Origin of the sequence: Roseovarius indicus (genome assembly GCF_008728195.1) — a bacterium.
Lineage (GTDB): Bacteria > Pseudomonadota > Alphaproteobacteria > Rhodobacterales > Rhodobacteraceae > Roseovarius > Roseovarius indicus.
This window is the reverse complement of sequence record NZ_CP031598.1, coordinates 1835654-1847872: the sequence shown is the minus strand read 5'-3', so window position 1 is coordinate 1847872 and position 12219 is coordinate 1835654. Positions and strand designations below refer to the sequence as shown.

Annotated in this window: 15 protein-coding genes; 6 read left to right on the top strand and 9 right to left on the bottom strand. The window is 65.9% G+C overall.

The window, feature by feature from the left end; all coding sequences use genetic code 11:
- Positions 1-4 precede the first annotated feature (4 nt).
- The 3 genes from RIdsm_RS08535 to RIdsm_RS08525 form a co-directional block, all read right to left on the bottom strand.
- Entirely contained in the window at positions 5-1198 is a 1194-nt protein-coding gene (locus tag RIdsm_RS08535; RefSeq protein WP_057814060.1) for a UbiH/UbiF family hydroxylase, read from the bottom strand.
- Positions 1199-1222: 24 nt separating this feature from the next.
- Positions 1223-1435, bottom strand: a complete 213-nt coding sequence (locus RIdsm_RS08530) for a hypothetical protein (protein WP_057814063.1) — start codon at positions 1433-1435, stop codon at positions 1223-1225.
- Between the two features lie 87 nt (positions 1436-1522).
- Positions 1523-2167, bottom strand: coding sequence for a pyrimidine 5'-nucleotidase (locus RIdsm_RS08525; RefSeq protein WP_057814065.1), 645 nt, complete (start codon positions 2165-2167; stop codon positions 1523-1525).
- Between the two features lie 116 nt (positions 2168-2283).
- On the opposite strand from RIdsm_RS08525, the gene RIdsm_RS08520 reads away from it, so the two are divergent.
- Positions 2284-2928 carry a GntR family transcriptional regulator gene (locus RIdsm_RS08520; RefSeq protein WP_057814067.1) on the top strand — a complete coding sequence of 215 codons (645 nt, stop codon included), beginning with the start codon at positions 2284-2286 and terminating at the stop codon, positions 2926-2928.
- On the opposite strand, the gene RIdsm_RS08515 is transcribed toward RIdsm_RS08520, so the two are convergent.
- Both RIdsm_RS08515 and carA read right to left on the bottom strand, forming a co-directional pair.
- On the bottom strand, positions 2902-4821 hold the full coding sequence (locus RIdsm_RS08515; protein ID WP_057814069.1) for a glycosyltransferase: 1920 nt from the start codon (positions 4819-4821) through the stop codon (positions 2902-2904). The two genes, RIdsm_RS08520 and RIdsm_RS08515, sit on opposite strands and share 27 nt — an antisense overlap.
- 93 nt (positions 4822-4914) lie before the next feature.
- Entirely contained in the window at positions 4915-6063 is a 1149-nt protein-coding gene (gene carA, locus RIdsm_RS08510) for a glutamine-hydrolyzing carbamoyl-phosphate synthase small subunit (RefSeq protein WP_057814071.1), read from the bottom strand.
- A gap of 197 nt (positions 6064-6260) precedes the next feature.
- On the opposite strand from carA, the gene RIdsm_RS08505 reads away from it, so the two are divergent.
- Positions 6261-6719, top strand: coding sequence for a GatB/YqeY domain-containing protein (locus RIdsm_RS08505; RefSeq protein ID WP_057814073.1), 459 nt, complete (start codon positions 6261-6263; stop codon positions 6717-6719).
- A 221-nt stretch (positions 6720-6940) separates the two neighbouring features.
- On the opposite strand, the gene RIdsm_RS08500 is transcribed toward RIdsm_RS08505, so the two are convergent.
- Together RIdsm_RS08500 and dtd are read right to left on the bottom strand one after the other, a co-directional pair.
- Complete coding sequence (locus RIdsm_RS08500) at positions 6941-7441, bottom strand: DUF2244 domain-containing protein (RefSeq protein WP_057814075.1); 501 nt, start codon at positions 7439-7441, stop codon at positions 6941-6943.
- Positions 7442-7495: 54 nt separating this feature from the next.
- Positions 7496-7933: a D-aminoacyl-tRNA deacylase gene (gene dtd, locus RIdsm_RS08495; RefSeq protein ID WP_057814385.1), complete on the bottom strand. Its 438-nt coding sequence runs from the start codon at positions 7931-7933 to the stop codon at positions 7496-7498.
- A 102-nt stretch (positions 7934-8035) separates the two neighbouring features.
- On the opposite strand from dtd, the gene RIdsm_RS08490 reads away from it, so the two are divergent.
- A complete protein-coding gene (locus RIdsm_RS08490; RefSeq protein WP_057814077.1) occupies positions 8036-9058 on the top strand; it encodes a GlxA family transcriptional regulator in 1023 nt (340 codons plus the stop codon).
- 1 nt (position 9059) lies between these two features.
- Here RIdsm_RS08490 and RIdsm_RS08485 read toward each other — a convergent pair whose 3' ends face one another.
- Positions 9060-9866 carry a pseudouridine synthase gene (locus RIdsm_RS08485; RefSeq protein ID WP_057814078.1) on the bottom strand — a complete coding sequence of 269 codons (807 nt, stop codon included), beginning with the start codon at positions 9864-9866 and terminating at the stop codon, positions 9060-9062.
- 63 nt (positions 9867-9929) lie between these two features.
- On the opposite strand from RIdsm_RS08485, the gene RIdsm_RS08480 reads away from it, so the two are divergent.
- The gene (locus RIdsm_RS08480) at positions 9930-10379 is read left to right on the top strand and encodes a nucleoside deaminase (protein ID WP_057814080.1); all 450 of its coding nucleotides are present in this window, start codon (positions 9930-9932) and stop codon (positions 10377-10379) included.
- 100 nt (positions 10380-10479) lie between these two features.
- Here RIdsm_RS08480 and RIdsm_RS08475 read toward each other — a convergent pair whose 3' ends face one another.
- Entirely contained in the window at positions 10480-11172 is a 693-nt protein-coding gene (locus RIdsm_RS08475) for a metal-dependent hydrolase (RefSeq protein ID WP_057814082.1), read from the bottom strand.
- 56 nt (positions 11173-11228) lie between these two features.
- On the opposite strand from RIdsm_RS08475, the gene RIdsm_RS08470 reads away from it, so the two are divergent.
- Both RIdsm_RS08470 and gatC read left to right on the top strand, forming a co-directional pair.
- Positions 11229-11891: a ceramidase domain-containing protein gene (locus tag RIdsm_RS08470; RefSeq protein ID WP_057814087.1), complete on the top strand. Its 663-nt coding sequence runs from the start codon at positions 11229-11231 to the stop codon at positions 11889-11891.
- A gap of 38 nt (positions 11892-11929) precedes the next feature.
- On the top strand, positions 11930-12217 hold the full coding sequence (gene gatC, locus RIdsm_RS08465) for an Asp-tRNA(Asn)/Glu-tRNA(Gln) amidotransferase subunit GatC (protein WP_057814089.1): 288 nt from the start codon (positions 11930-11932) through the stop codon (positions 12215-12217).
- Positions 12218-12219 lie beyond the last annotated feature (2 nt).

Genomic DNA, 12219 nt, shown 5'->3' with positions numbered 1-12219 from the left:
AGGCTCAGCCCCGCGCCCCCAGCCCGATCTGCATCAGCGTCTTGCGCACCGGCGCCAGCGAATAGATCGCGTTGAGCCCCATCGCCCGCGCATCCCGCAAGGGCTGCGCATGCACCATCGAGGCCCGGTTCAACACGTCGATCCCCGTCACTCGCAGCTTCACTTCCCCGTGCCGCCGCTTGTGATAGGTCTCCAGCATCGCCCGGTCCCCCAGCCGTTCCGGCGCCGCCTGCGCCAGTTCCAGCAGCACCCGCATATCGCCCAGGCTCATGTTCAGCCCCTGCGCGCCAATCGGCGGCACCACATGCGCGGCCTCGGCCACCAGCGCCACCCGCTCGGCATACATCCGCTCCGCCACCTGGCTGATGATCGGCCAGACCGTGCGCCGCGAGGCCAGTTTCAAAGGCCCGAAGAGCAGACAAGACCGCTCATTCATCGCCGCCTCGAACTCCGCCTCGGGCAGGTCCTTCAGCCGCATCGCCTCGGGCCCCTCTTCCATCCACACGATGGCCGAAGACGGCCGCCCGTCATAGTCCGGCAAGGGCACCAGCGTGAACGGCCCGCCCGAGCGGTGAATTTCGGTCGACACATGCTCATGCGGAATGGGATGCGTCACGGCAAAGGCCAGCGCCTTCTGCCCATAGCGCGTGGTCTTCACCGATACCCCCGCCGCCTCGCGCACCGGCGAATTCCGTCCATCCGCGGCAATCACCAGTCGACAGCGCAGCTTCGACCCATCCGACAGCCCAACCCGCGCCTCGGCTTCCCGCGTGAACAGCGAAGACACCCCGGTTCCGGGCCGGAACTCGACATTCTCCAGCCTCTCCAGATGCGCCACCATCTCGCGCCGCAAAAGCCAATTCGGCAGATTCCACCCGAACGGCTTTTCCGAGATGTCGCCGGCATCGAATTCCTTGATGATCCGCGGTTCCGACACCTCGCCACCGGCATCGACGATCCGCATCACCTGCAACGGCTCGGCATGGGGCGCCAGCCTTGCCCAGAGCCCCGCCTCTTCCATAAGCGATTGAGCAGGCTGCAAAAAAGCCGTCGTCCGCAGGTCGGACCCTTCGACATCCCGCTCGGTCACCGGCGGGGCGGGGTCGACGCAGATCACCCTGAACCCGGCATTGCCGAAGATGGCCGCGGCCGAAAGCCCGGCCACGCCGCCGCCCGAGATGATGATATCCGCGTCCATGCGTCCTCCGCCCTTGCGGGCTGGCTAGCCCAATGTGATCCGCACGATGGTCAGCATGCAGACCGGCACCATCGCCACGGCAGGGATATAAAGCCCCGGCAGCCCGAAGATTACAACCGCCGCGGCCCATGCCGCCACCGCCAGAGCCAGGGCAAGATAGATATAGGCCACGTTGACCTCTTTTTCCTCGCCATGCTGCTGAAGTTCGGCCTCGCTGGCCGTGTCCTGATACGCCATGTCATTCTCCGTGTTCGCGCTGTCTTCAGGGGGACAGATAGGCACTTTGAGCGCGCGCGAAACGCGCAATTCGACGCAGGGGCACGGTCAGATCAGCCGCGCCAGGAACCCGGTCAGGTCATCGGTGTGATGGTGGATATGGTCGGCCTTATGCGGCGCCTCGGCCACGTGCACGGTGCGCATGCCCATGGCGTGCGGCTCGGCCAGGTTACGGGGGTCGTCCTCGAACATCGCCGCGCGGTCGGTGCGCACCCCGTCCAGTGCGAAGACCGCATCGAAGGCCGCCCGGTCGGGCTTGGGGTGAAAACCTGCATGCTCCACCCCGTAGATCGCATCGAACGCGCCGCCAAGCCCCCGTTTTTCCACGACTCTCTGCGCATAGGGCGCGGTGCCGTTGGTATAGACGATCTTCCGCCCCGGCAGGCTTCGGATATGCGAATTCAGGTCCACATCCGCCTCCAGGTGATCGAGCGAGATGTCGTGCACATGGGTCAGGTAGGGCCCCGGGTCGACCCCGTGCACCCGCATCAGCCCGGCCAGCGTGGTGCCGTGCTCGGCCCAGTATTTCTTCCGCAACCGGTCGGCTTCCCCTCGGTTCACCTTCAGCGCATCCATGACGAACTGCGTCATCCGCACCTCGATCTGGTCGAACAGCCGCGCCCGCGGCGGATAGAGCGTATTGTCCAGATCGAAGACCCAAGTTTCGACATGTGTGAAGTGCTGCTTTGGCATGGCGGCAGGATAGGCGCCTGCGACATTGCGTGCAACGGCAAGGGTTGATTGCCGTGAAGGCCCGTGCGTAAGCTCTCGCGGATAAGGAAAAGCACGCGACAGGGACACAACCGCTCATGAAAGCGCCGATGAAAGACGCCTACACGCTCATTCTCGAAGCCATCGACATGGGTGTGTTCAAGCCCGGCGACCGGCTGGTCGAAAGCGATCTGGCCGAGCGGTTCGGCGTCTCGCGCACGCCCATCCGCGAGGCGTTGCAGCGGCTAGAAACCCAGTCTTTGCTGGCCCGCGACGGGCGCAGCCTCATCGTGGCCTCGCTCGATCACAACCAGTTGGCCGAGCTCTACGTCGTGCGGGCCGAGCTCGAGGGGCTGGCTGCCAGCCTTGCCGCCCGCCACGCGACCGAGGAAGAGGTGCGCGTGCTGCGCGACATGGTCGACGACGACCGTTCCCTGATCGGCGACCCGCAGGCGATGGCCCGCGCCAACCGGCGCTTTCACAAGCAGATCCACCTTGCCTCGCACAACCGGTTCCTGGTCCAGCAGCTCGATCTGGTGCATCGCTCGATGGCGCTGATGGCGACCACCTCGCTGGCCGCGGTGGGCCGGGACGAGGATGCCCTGCGTGAACATGACGCCATCGTCTCGGCGATCGAAAAGCGCGATGCCACGACCGCCGGCGAGGCGCTCAGGGCCCATATTTCCAAGGCATTTGTCACCCGGCTGAAGCTCGATTCAGGAGAAGTCGAAAGCACCGTCTGACATGGGCCTGATCGACCGCCGTCCCTGCGCGCCTCCCAGTGACAGGCCGTGCTGGGTCTTGTCCCAGAAAAACGGTTTCAGCACCAGTTCGTAGAGCGCCTTGTACGCCGCGACCGCCCCCAGCGGGGCATAGAAATGCATCGTCGGCGTCCACAACATGAGGTGTCGGTGCCGTGGCCCGGAAACGGCCGTGGCGTGGATCGTCATGTTGATCACCTCGATCGTCAGGAAAAGCGAGCCGAGCGCCACCATCGCGCCGTGCGGAATGAACGTGTCGAGCGGGTGCGGCGCCCCCAGCAGCACAAGCCAGAACGACCACAGGAACGGGGCCAGGAAGAACTGCGAAAGCGCGGTCAGGAAATGCGCCTGAAAGCCGAGAAACCGCCAGGCGCCCAGTTGCCGCCACAACTCGCGCGGCCGGCGCATATGCACGAGATAGGTGGTCATGTATCCCTTCAGCCAGCGCGAGCGCTGCTTGATCCAGGGCCAGGGCCGGCAATTGGCCTCCTCGGCCGTCACCGTGGCCAGCATCTGCGTCCGGTATCCGTGGCGCGCCAGCCGGAACCCCAGGTCGGCATCCTCGGTCACGTTGTGCGAATCCCACGCGCCCAGCTTCTCCAGCGCGCGCCGGCGCATGAAAACCGTTGTCCCCCCAAGCGGAATCGCCAGCCCCATCCGCGCCATGCCCGGCAGCATCATGCGGAACCACGTGGCGTACTCGATGGTGAAACACCGCGCCAGCCAGTTCTGACGCGGGTTGTAATAGTCGAGATATCCCTGGATGCAGGCCACCTCAGGCGGTGCCGCGCCGAAGCCGCGCACAACCTGCATGATCTGGTCGGGCGCCGGCGCATCCTCGGCGTCGTAGATGCCGATGATGTCGCCATCGCAGAAATCCAGCGCGTAATTCATCGCGCGCGGCTTGGTCCTCGGCTCGCCATCCGGCACGACGACCGGTCTGATCCATGGCGGCAGGTCAATTTCCGCCAGCGCGTCGCGCGTCTCGCCATCCTCCTCCTCCAGCACGAGGATCACGTCGAGCAGGCTTTTGGGATAGGTCAGGCGCGTCAGCCGCGCGACCAGCTCGTGCACGATCTCGGTTTCCCTGTAGAGCGGCACCAGCACCGACACCCGCGGCAGTGGCAGCTTGCGCAAGGGCTGCGCCGGCGCCGGCGCGGGCGGACCCGCGGCCATGCGCGCGACAAAGGCCGCGATCTTGAAGCATGCCGAAACGAGCAGCGTGAACACCGCCCACCCCGCCAATAGCCCAAAGACCAGCCGGGGAAAGAGAAACGTCAGCAGCACCAACCCGAGCAGCACACCGGCCACAACCAACAACCGCCGGTCTTGTCGTTGGCTCCAGGTCCGGCAGCTTTCGACATCCGGAACGCGGGTGACCATCGCCTGCACCAGTTCGGACCGGTGCAGCGCGGCAAGCCGGTCCTGGATCGCGCGGCGCGGCGCGAACAGCACGCGCGCCGGGCTGAGCGCCTCGGGCAGATCAGGCCTGATGGCATCGAAGCTTTGCGGGTCGCAGCATACGATGGCTGCCTTTCCGTCCCGGTCCACCACCGGCAGCGCGGCGTGGCGGATCAGACGCTCGACATCGGTATCGACCCGGAATTGTTGCAACTCTCCCAGGTCCTTTGCCGAGAGCCGCCGCGACTTGAACGCCCGCGCATGGGCATCGAGCAGATCCTCCTCGCCGACCAACCCTTCGGCGCTGAGAATACGGTCGAGCGTGGCATCCGATCGTGCCTGAACCCATGCCGCCCGGTCCAGGTCCCCGGGCTCGACTGTCCCGCGGGCCAGAAGATCCCGCTCCAGCGCCGACGGCGCACCGTCTCCGGTGCGGGGGGAGGTGGTCAGGTGCCGTAGCTCTGAAATGCCCATGTGCCGCTCCTTGCGGTCTCGAATGACCGCGAGGGTGGCAGCAGATGGTTAATTATGGGTAAACAACACGTTAACGCACACGGCGTCGAATGGTTAACGGTTCATCGAGGCCGCGAAGCGTTCGAAGAGGTAGAAACTGTCCTGCGGGCCCGGGCTGGCCTCGGGGTGGTGCTGCACCGAGAAGACCGGCCGGCCGTCGAGCCGGATGCCGCAGTTCGAGCCGTCGAAGAGCGACACATGCGTCTCGGTCACGCCCTTGGGAAGGGTCTGGCTGTCGACCGCGAAGCCGTGGTTCATCGAGGTGATCTCGACCTTGCCGGTCTCGAGCTCCTGCACCGGGTGGTTGGCGCCGTGGTGACCGTGGTTCATCTTCACCGTCTTGGCCCCGACAGCCAGCGCCAGCATCTGGTGGCCGAGGCAGATGCCGAAGATCGGCAGGCCCTTGTCCATCACACCCTGGATCATCGGCACGGCATATTCGCCCGTCGCCGCCGGATCGCCCGGGCCGTTCGACAGGAACACGCCGTCGGGGTTCTGCGCCAGCACGTCCTCGGCGGTCGAGGTGGCGGGCATCACCGTCACTTCGCAGCCCGCACTCGCAAGGCAGCGCAGGATGTTGCGCTTGGCGCCGTAATCCACGGCCACGACCTTGTGCTTCGCCTCTTTCTGGCGGGCATAGCCGTCGGGCCAGGCCCAGCGCATCTCGTCCCAGCGATAGGATTGCGCACAGCTCACCCGCTTGGCGAGGTCCATGCCTTCGAGCCCGGCAAAGCCGCGGGCGTGGCTGATCAGCGCCGAGACGTCGAAATTGCCGTCCGGATCATGGGCCAGCGCCACATGCGGCGCGCCCTGCTGGCGGATCGCCCGGGTCAGGCGGCGGGTGTCGACCCCGCCGATCGCCACGCGGCCACGCCGCGCCAGCCACTCCGACAGCGTCTCGGCCGAGCGCCAGTTGCTGGGTTCGGTCGGATCCCATTTCACCACCATGCCCTCGGCCACCGGGTCGGCGGTTTCGTCATCCTCGGGGTTCACGCCGACGTTGCCCACGTGGGGGAAGGTGAAGGTCACCACCTGACCCGCGTAGGAGGGGTCGGTCATGATTTCCTGGTAGCCGGTCATGGCGGTGTTGAAGCAAAGCTCGGCCGTGACCTGGCCGGTCGCCCCGAACCCCTTGCCATAGAAGACGGAACCGTCGGCGAGAACCAGACAGGCGGTCGGGCGCTTTTGCTGCGAGTGAGCCATGGCGAAAGAATCTCCGGGGGTGCAAATTGGCCGGAAACTATGGTCGCGGACCCCGAGGGTCAAGGGACAAGCGCCCGCTGTTGCGCGGCTGCCATCCACGCGCCCGGCGGTTGTGCCGTTGCGTCGCGCGCGGTTGTCACCTCCGGCGCTTTCCGATAGTTTGGGAGCCTTGCCAGCGGCCATGGGGAAAAATGTCGATGGGATTGAGAGAGCAGGTCAACACTGCGCTGAAACAGGCCATGAAAGAAAAAGACACCGCGCGTCTGGCGACGCTGCGGCTGATCAATGCGGCCATCAAGGACCAGGACATCGCCCGCCGCGGCGCCGATGGCGATACCGACCTGACCGATGCCGACATCATGGCCATTCTCGGCAAGATGACCAAGCAGCGGCAGGAAAGCGTGCGCGCCTATGAAGAAGGCGGCCGGCTCGACCTGGCAGAGCGGGAGCAGCGCGAGATCGAGATCATCGCCGAGTACCTGCCCCGCCCGCTTGACGAGTCTGAGGTGGACGCCGCCATCGACAAGGCGATCAAGGATACCGGCGCCACGTCGATCCGCGACATGGGCAAGATCATGGGCCGGCTGAAAGAGAAATACACCGGCCAGATGGATTTCGGCATGGTCGGTCCGAAGGTTAAGGAACGGCTGGCCTGACCGGGGCCGCGCGTCGTGCTGCGTTAACGAATTCGGCGGCAAACGCGACGTCGGTATCGCGTCGGTATAACGTCGGTATTTTGTCGGTGTTTTTTCCCGAGACGTGGCGGTTTGGGGCGATATCTTGAAAAGATATCGGGTCGAATTCTTTTAAAGAATTCGATGCGTTGTTACCCTAGGCTCAGGTGCGGGGCGCGGGTGAATGGTGGGTTTCACCCACCCTACGGCCTGGTCGCCTGGCGCAGCGCATCCGATAGTTCGCCGTAGAGCGCCTTGCGCTCGTCCTCCGACAGGAAGGCGCCGATCTCGACCTCGCGGCCCTTGCCGCTGAGCGTGACGTAATGCGGCACCGGCCCGCCTTTCTCGTGCATCGTGGCCTTGGCCCAGTAGCTCTGGCATTCCCATTCCTTCCTCGCGCCTTTCGGGTCTGTCCGAGTCAGGCGGATCTGCTCGGCGTCGATGGTCAGTTCCTCTTCGAGGGTGCCATCGCGATAGGACCGCTCGAGCCCCCACCAGAGCCCGGCCACGGCCAGCAGCAGGAAGGGCAGCAGCCCCCAGAGCACGATCGTGCCAAGCAGCGGGTAGAGCGGGATGGTGATCAGCGTGAAGGTCGCGAGGATGAACGCGGCAAACCCCCGGCGCGGCAGTGACCGGTGCGGCCACAGGCGCAGGCGGCGCACGGTGCCTGTCGGCTTAGACGATGCGTTCCACTCGTACGGCATGCCCCTATCCTAGCGTGGATCGCGGAAAGGAAAACCGCGCCGATGCGCGCGGGCTCAGCTTTCCATCCAGATCGTCACCGGCCCGTCATTGAGCAGCTCGACCTTCATGTCGGCGCCGAACTGGCCTTTCTGGACGGGGATGCCCTGTGCGGCCAGTTGGTCGGCGAAATACTCGTAGAGCCGCTCGCCTTCGGCCGGGGGTGCGGCGGCGGAGAAGCCGGGGCGGTTGCCCCGGCTGGTGTCGGCGGCCAGCGTGAACTGGCTGACCACCAGCGCCGCCCCGCCCATGTCGCGGACCGAGAGGTTCATCTTGCCGGCCTCGTCGGGGAAGATGCGCAGTTTCGCGATCTTGGCGGCGAGCTGGTCGGCCTGCGCCTCGGCATCGCCCTGCATGGCGCAGACGAGGATCAGCAGGCCGGGGCCGGTTTGACCGATTACCTCGCCCTCGACCCTGACCGAGGCATGGGCCACCCGTTGCAGCAATGCGCGCATCGCTTTCTCCCCTTCGATGTTCCGGGCCGGACCTTGGCCAAGCAGCAGGCCGGGCGCAAGGAATTTTGCACAATCGACCCGCGCGGTGCTAAGCCGGTCGTCATGCAAGACCGGTCTTTCGTTCCCCGCGGTGCGGCCAGCCTTTCGGTGGTCTATGACGGGCCGCCGCGGGATTATCATTTCCTGTTGCTGCCGAAGCTGACGCTTCTGGCCTTCACCTCGGCGCTGGAGCCGTTGCGGGTGGCCAACCAGGTGACCGGCAAGGAGCTCTACCGCTGGTACGTGATGACGGAGGACGATGCCTCGGTCACCTGTTCCTGCGGGGTCACCATCACGCCGGATACGGCCCTGCGCGATGTGCCGCGGGACGGGGCGGCGTTTGTCTGTGGCGGGATCGAGCCGAACGAGAGCACCTCGCGGCGGGCGGTGGGGTGGATCACGAGGCAGCGGGCCTTCGGGGCGCGGGTGGGCGGCATCTGCACCGGGGCGTTTGCGCTGGCGCGGGCCGGGCTGCTCGACGGGCGGCGGTTTACCCTGCACTGGGAGAACCAGCCGGCCTTCGTCGAGACGTTCCTGGACCTGGAGCCGACCGAGAACCTTTACGAGAACGACGACGGATTGCTGACCTGTGGCGGGGGGAGTGCGGCGACGGACATGATGCTGGCGATCATCGAGGCGGATTTCGGCAGTGAGCTGGCGACGATCGTGGCGGACATGTGCCTGCACAGCCGATCGGAGAACCGGGCGGTGCCGCAGCGGTCGGCCTATGCCTCGGCCATCGGGAGCCGGAACCCGCGGCTCATTGCGGCGGTGGAGTACATGAAGGCGCATCTGGAGGACCCGGTCGAGATGCGGGACGTGGCGGGGCATATCGGGCTGTCGAAGCGGCAGATGGAGCGGCTGTTCCAGCGGTATATCCGGGCGACGCCGGCGCAGTTCTACCTCGACCTGCGGGTGACCCGGGCGCATGCGCTGCTGAACGAGACCAACATGACGGTGGCGGAGGTGGCGGCGGCAACGGGGTTCACCAGTTCCACGCAGCTCTCGCAGCGGTTCCGGAAGCGGTACGGGAAGAGCCCGAGCGTGTACCGGAAGGGGTGGACGCAGCCGGTCGCCGGAGGCTGAATTACCGGCGTTTCGGGCGGCGGGTGCGTTGGGGGACGGGCTTGGCCTCGCCCTTGCCGCTCTTGCCGGGCCGGTCTTCCTTCAGCCCCAGCTGTTCGCGCATCACGCGGGGGCGCACTTCTTCGACCTCTCCGGGCTTCAGCTGGCCCAGCTGGAAGGGGCCGTAGGAGACGCGGATCAGGCGGTTGACGGAGAGGCCGACGGCCTCCATCGCGCGGCGGACCTCGCGGTTCTTGCCCTCGCGGATCGAGACGGTGACCCAGGCGTTGGCGCCCTGCTGGCGGTCGAGCGTCACGGTCATCGGCTGGAATTTCTCGCCATCGAGGTCGAGCCCCTTGCGGAGCGGCTCAAATGTCTCGTCCTTGGGCCGGCCCTTCACCCGCACGCGGTAGCGGCGCATCCAGCCGGTCGAGGGCAATTCCAGCTTGCGCTTCACCCCGCCATCGTTGGTCAGCAGCAAGAGCCCTTCGGAATTGATGTCGAGCCGGCCGACGCTCAGCACGCGCGGCATCTCTTCCGGCAGGTCGTCGAAGATCGTGGGCCGGCCCTGCTCGTCCTTCGTGGTGGTCACGAGGCCGGTGGGCTTGTGGTAAAGCCAGAGGCGCGGCGGCTCGGGCGCGTCGAGGGGTTTGCCGTCGACGGTGACGGCATCCTTTTCGGTAACGTTGAGGGCGGCGCGGTCGATCACCTTGCCGTTCACGCTCACGCGGCCGGCCTCGATCATGCGCTCGGCCTCGCGCCGGCTGGCCACGCCGGCCCGGGCGATCACCTTGGCGATCCGGTCGCCGTCTGGGGTCTTGCTGTTCATGGCATGGCGCTTACCGCAAAAGCCGCGCTTGCGAAAGCGTCATGCGCGGGGCATGCAGGGGGAATGACGTTCAAGAGCCATATGGACACGGCACTGGCCGAGGCCCGCGCGGCGGGCGACCGGGGCGAGGTGCCGGTGGGCGCGGTGATTGCCGATGCGTCGGGGGCGATCGTGGCGCAGGCGGGCAACCGGACGCGCGAGATGAACGACCCCACGGCCCATGCCGAGATACTGGCCCTGCGCGCGGCCTGCCTGCTGGCGGGCAGCGAGCGGTTGCCGGGCCACAGCCTGTACGTCACGCTGGAGCCCTGCCCGATGTGCGCGGCGGCGATCTCCTATGCCCGGATCGCGCGGCTCTACTACGGCGCGGCCGACCCGAAATCGGGGGGCGTGGCACAGGGGCCGCGGATCTTCACGCATCCGCAGTGCCACCATGTGCCGGAGGTCTATGACGGGATCGCGGCGGAAGAGGCGGAGGGGTTGCTGAAAACCTTCTTCGCCGCGCGGCGTTGAAGCGTGGGGATTTGAGTATTTTTGGCAAGATGAAGCTCGGGTTGGGCTTCATCTTGCCGTAAGTACTCCGGGGTCCGGGGCAGCGCCCCGGGGGGGTCGGTCAGAGCTCGAACGGCTCCATGACGTCCGCTTCGATCACGTTCACGCCCGGCAGCGCCTTTGCCAGTTCCTCGGCCGATTGTTCGAGGATCGGGAAGGTCTTGTAGTGGCAGGGGATGACCGTCTTGAAATTGAAGAAGGTCTTGGCGGCATAGGCCGCGCGGCGCATGTCCATGGTGAAATGGCCGCCGGCGCAGAGGATGCCGATATCGGGTTCGTGCAGGTCGTTGAAGATTTTCATGTCGGCGATCACGTCGGTGTCGCCCGAGACATAGATGGTGTGGCCGTCGGCCTCGATCATGAAACCGCATTCGGTGCCGGGCACATGCGGGCCGTTTTCGGTGCCGAAGCTGGTGGAGTGCACGGCGTGGACCATCGTGACCTTCACGCCGCCAAGGTCGACCGTGCCGCCCTTGTTGAAGCCGACGGTCGAGATTTTCTCTTTCTCTTCCCAGTAGCCCATCAGGTCGAACTGCCCGACGACGGGGATATCGAGTTTGCGGGCCAGCCCCACCGTATCTGACACGTGGTCGAAATGGGCATGGGTGAGAAGGATATGCGTCGCCCCCTCGACCGCCGCGTCGTGCTGATCCTCGGTCAGCATGGGGTTGCCGGTCAGCCACGGGTCGATCAGCAGAACCTGCCCCCCGATGGCGATCTTGAAAGAGGCGTGTCCGAGCCATGTGATTTGCATGATGTACTCCTATGTTTGATCGTAACCTAGCAACTCGCGCGAGAGAGAAAAGCCCGATGGACCTGTTTGCGTCAATCGACGGATATTGCGAACGGCTGGGGCCCGCTTACTGGGCCGAGCCGGTGAACGCGGTGACCAACCTTGCCTTTATCCTGTCGGCTGCGGTGATGGCATGGCGGCTGCGCGGGGCGCATCTGCCGCGCGCCAACGCGATGGTGGTGCTGCTGGCGATCATCGGGATCGGCAGCTACCTGTTTCATACCCATGCGCAGGGCTGGTCGGCGCTGGCGGATACGACGCCGATTCTCGCCTTCATCCTGGTCTATCTTTATGCCTCCAGCCGCGATTACCTTGGCCTGTCGAAGCTCTGGTCGCTGGTCTCGGTGGGGCTGTTCTTTCCCTTCGCGGCGCTGCTGGTGCCGATCTTCCGGCAGGTGCCGTTCCTGTCGAGCTCGGCCGGGTACATGCCCGTTGTCGTGCTGGTCGCCGGCTATGCCGCGATACTGGCCCGCCGCGCGCCCGAAACCGCCCGGGGCCTGGCCATCGGCGCGGGGCTGCTTCTGGGCTCGATCACCCTGCGCAGCCTCGACATGCCGCTTTGTGACAGCTGGCCCCTGGGCACGCATTTCGCCTGGCACCTGCTCAATGGCGTGCTGCTGGGCTGGATGATCGAGGTCTACCGCCGTCACATGCTTGCGCGCCGCCCGCACGGGGGGTAAACGCTGGCGTCAGACCCGAGCACCGCAAGAGGCATCACATGTCGATCGATCTGGAAACCGCCGCCCGCGTGGCCAAGCTCGCCCGCATCCGCGTGGATGAAGACGACCTGCCGGCGCTGGCGAATGAATTCAACACCATCCTCGGCTTCATCGAACAGCTGGGCGAGGTGGATGTGGACGGCGTCGAGCCGATGACCAGCGTCACGCCCATGCGCCTGAAACGGCGCGAGGACAAGGTGACCGACGGGCACCAGCAGAAGAAGGTGCTGTCGAACGCCCCCGACGCGCGCGAAGGCTTTTTCGCGGTTCCCAAAGTGGTGGAGTGAGC

Coding starts and splice junctions, on each gene's coding strand:
- RIdsm_RS08535 (WP_057814060.1), bottom strand. CDS start 1,198: ATGGACGCGGATATCATCATCTCGGGCGGCGGCGTGGCCGGGCTTTCG.
- RIdsm_RS08530 (WP_057814063.1), bottom strand. CDS start 1,435: ATGGCGTATCAGGACACGGCCAGCGAGGCCGAACTTCAGCAGCATGGC.
- RIdsm_RS08525 (WP_057814065.1), bottom strand. CDS start 2,167: ATGCCAAAGCAGCACTTCACACATGTCGAAACTTGGGTCTTCGATCTG.
- RIdsm_RS08520 (WP_057814067.1), top strand. CDS start 2,284: ATGAAAGCGCCGATGAAAGACGCCTACACGCTCATTCTCGAAGCCATC.
- RIdsm_RS08515 (WP_057814069.1), bottom strand. CDS start 4,821: ATGGGCATTTCAGAGCTACGGCACCTGACCACCTCCCCCCGCACCGGA.
- carA (WP_057814071.1), bottom strand. CDS start 6,063: ATGGCTCACTCGCAGCAAAAGCGCCCGACCGCCTGTCTGGTTCTCGCC.
- RIdsm_RS08505 (WP_057814073.1), top strand. CDS start 6,261: ATGGGATTGAGAGAGCAGGTCAACACTGCGCTGAAACAGGCCATGAAA.
- RIdsm_RS08500 (WP_057814075.1), bottom strand. CDS start 7,441: ATGCCGTACGAGTGGAACGCATCGTCTAAGCCGACAGGCACCGTGCGC.
- dtd (WP_057814385.1), bottom strand. CDS start 7,933: ATGCGCGCATTGCTGCAACGGGTGGCCCATGCCTCGGTCAGGGTCGAG.
- RIdsm_RS08490 (WP_057814077.1), top strand. CDS start 8,036: ATGCAAGACCGGTCTTTCGTTCCCCGCGGTGCGGCCAGCCTTTCGGTG.
- RIdsm_RS08485 (WP_057814078.1), bottom strand. CDS start 9,866: ATGAACAGCAAGACCCCAGACGGCGACCGGATCGCCAAGGTGATCGCC.
- RIdsm_RS08480 (WP_057814080.1), top strand. CDS start 9,930: ATGACGTTCAAGAGCCATATGGACACGGCACTGGCCGAGGCCCGCGCG.
- RIdsm_RS08475 (WP_057814082.1), bottom strand. CDS start 11,172: ATGCAAATCACATGGCTCGGACACGCCTCTTTCAAGATCGCCATCGGG.
- RIdsm_RS08470 (WP_057814087.1), top strand. CDS start 11,229: ATGGACCTGTTTGCGTCAATCGACGGATATTGCGAACGGCTGGGGCCC.
- gatC (WP_057814089.1), top strand. CDS start 11,930: ATGTCGATCGATCTGGAAACCGCCGCCCGCGTGGCCAAGCTCGCCCGC.